Genomic DNA, 2,090 nt, shown 5'->3' with positions numbered 1-2,090 from the left:
CGCGATCGTGCTCGGTTCGGAAGAGGGAGTCGCTCAGTTGCAGCGACGAGCTGTTGCGGCCCTGCTCACCCGGCGCGGACAACTCCAGCCGCGCCGCCGTCGGCGCCACCGTCGTGCTGGCCGGGGGTCGCGCCGCCGTCGGCGGGACCCTCCGCGCCGCCGCCGCCGGTGGTCTGCATGTCGTCATCGTTGAGTGCCATCGGTACTCCCTCGGGTGTGCCGCCCCGCCGTACGCCGGGGTCCGTCGTGCTGCGGGTGGTACCCCACGCGCGATCTTCTCTAACCCTCACCGTAGACGCCGAACCGGGGCGACACGGGCAGTTCGCGAGCGGCGGCGGAGAGTGCCAGGATGGGTGGGTGATCCTGGTGGGCACGTCCGGCTGGCAGTACCGGGACTGGCGCGGGCGCTTCTATCCGCAGGGGCTACCGCAGCGGCTCTGGTTGGAGCACTTCGCAGCCGGGTTCGCCACGGTCGAGGTCAACAACGCCTTCTACCGGTTGCCCGAGCGGGACACCTTCGCCGCCTGGCGGGCGCGCACCCCGGCTGATTTCTGCGTGGCGGTGAAAATGAGCCGCTACCTCACCCACATCAAGCGACTGCGTGACCCGGAGGAGCCGGTGGCCCGGTTCCTCGGCCGCGCCACCGCGCTCGGTGACCGGCTCGGCCCGGTGCTGCTGCAACTGCCACCGAACCTGCGGGCGGACGTCGAGGCGCTGGACGCGACGTTGCGACTGTTCCCGACGCAGGTGCGGGTAGCGGTCGAGCCCCGGCACCCCTCCTGGTGGACCGACGCCACCCGTGCGGTCCTCGAACGGCGTCGGGCAGCGCTGGTCTGGGCGGATCGGCTGGGGCGCCCGGTCGCCCCCCGCTGGCGCACCACCGACTTCGGCTACCTGCGGCTGCACGAGGGGCGCGCACGGCCGTGGCCGCGTTACGGTCGGGCCGCGCTGCGGTCCTGGGTGGGTCGGCTGACCGACGCCTTCGGCGCCGGCGAACCGGCGTACGTCTACTTCAACAACGATCCGGGCGGCGCCGCGATCGTGGACGCCGTGGCGTTCGCCGCGCTCGCCCGCCGGGCCGGGCACCCGGTGTCGCGGGTGCCCGCCGAGGACGACTGAGCCCGCCCGACAGCGGTCGGGCGGGCTCGCGGTGTGTCAGACCGTCACGGCATCATCGTGGCGAGATCCTTGGGCATGGTGTCCTTCACGTCCTGCCACTCGCCCTGGGTGACGTGGCGGCGCAGTGTGTCCAGCACCACCTGCGTCACCCGCTCCGGGCCACCCTCCGCGTCGTACGGGAAGCCCTGCCGAACCTCGTAGAGGAAGTCGTCACGGTTGAGCTTGATCGGCACGTCGGACGGCACCCAGCCATCGAAGTAGATGCCCCGTACCAGCACCGGCAACTGCTGGGCGAACTCCACGCTCTCGTCCACCGGCAGCCGGTCGCGCAGCAGGTGCAGCACCGTGCGCAGGGCCGCGTACGACTGGTTGCGCCGTTCCTTCGGCCAGCCGTAGGCGTTCTCGATGTCCTTGAGAATGAGGTTCGTCTTGTCCAGCGAGGACTCGAACGCCGAGATCATCGAGTCAGCCATCGGTCGACCCCCGTTCCGTGGTGTCCCACCGTCGGTCGTCGGCGCGGCGCGGCGGCCCCACCGGGCCACGGCGGGCCCGCACCGGGCTGCCCTGTGGTGCGCGCCGGGCGTTGTCGGCCGTGCCGACCACGTGCAGGACGGCACCTCGCCGTCGATCCGTCACCACTCGAACCGTCATCCCCGTCACCTCCGTGTCGTCTCCGGCGTCGGCCGTCCGCGGGCGGCCGTACCCACCGCGTCCCACACTGCCCGCCGGTGGGGTGAGGCGGCCCCACCCGGATCGGGTGAGGTCAGTCGGCGTCGAGGAGACCCGCGAGGGTCTTCGCGTTGGTCTGCGCGTAGTCGCGGTAGCAGTTGTTCATGAGGACGTGGGTCTGCCCGGCCTGATCGGCCAGCTCGCGCAGCTTCGGGGCCCAGTCGGCCAACTCCCGCTTGGAGTAGTGGTAGCCGAACTTCTCGTGGATGTCCTTGCTGGTCCACTTGTCGCTGTGCCCGTGG

Annotated in this window: 5 protein-coding genes; 1 reads left to right on the top strand and 4 read right to left on the bottom strand. The window is 71.5% G+C overall.

Translation table 11 applies throughout. From position 1 onward, the window contains the following. Positions 1-65: 65 nt before the first annotated feature. Positions 66-200, bottom strand: coding sequence for a hypothetical protein (locus tag ABZ749_RS34360; RefSeq protein ID WP_357235391.1), 135 nt, complete (start codon positions 198-200; stop codon positions 66-68). A 157-nt stretch (positions 201-357) separates the two neighbouring features. Between ABZ749_RS34360 and ABZ749_RS34355 the strand changes: the two genes are divergently transcribed. Next, a complete protein-coding gene (locus ABZ749_RS34355; protein ID WP_357235388.1) occupies positions 358-1,119 on the top strand; it encodes a DUF72 domain-containing protein in 762 nt (253 codons plus the stop codon). Positions 1,120-1,163: 44 nt separating this feature from the next. On the opposite strand, the gene ABZ749_RS34350 is transcribed toward ABZ749_RS34355, so the two are convergent. The 3 genes from ABZ749_RS34350 to ABZ749_RS34340 form a co-directional block, all read right to left on the bottom strand. Then, the gene (locus tag ABZ749_RS34350) at positions 1,164-1,592 is read right to left on the bottom strand and encodes a DUF2267 domain-containing protein (RefSeq protein WP_347661067.1); all 429 of its coding nucleotides are present in this window, start codon (positions 1,590-1,592) and stop codon (positions 1,164-1,166) included. Next, entirely contained in the window at positions 1,585-1,770 is a 186-nt protein-coding gene (locus tag ABZ749_RS34345; RefSeq protein WP_112676583.1) for a hypothetical protein, read from the bottom strand. Before ABZ749_RS34345 ends, ABZ749_RS34350 begins: the two co-directional genes overlap by 8 nt. A 112-nt stretch (positions 1,771-1,882) precedes the next feature. Beyond that, a partial coding sequence (locus ABZ749_RS34340) for a DUF72 domain-containing protein (RefSeq protein ID WP_357235386.1) occupies positions 1,883-2,090 on the bottom strand: 208 nt, incomplete at its 5' end.

Source organism: Micromonospora sp. NPDC047753, from assembly GCF_040642735.1.
Lineage (GTDB): Bacteria > Actinomycetota > Actinomycetes > Mycobacteriales > Micromonosporaceae > Micromonospora.
Note: the sequence above shows the minus strand (reverse complement) of the source record. Positions and strands in the feature narration are given on the sequence as shown.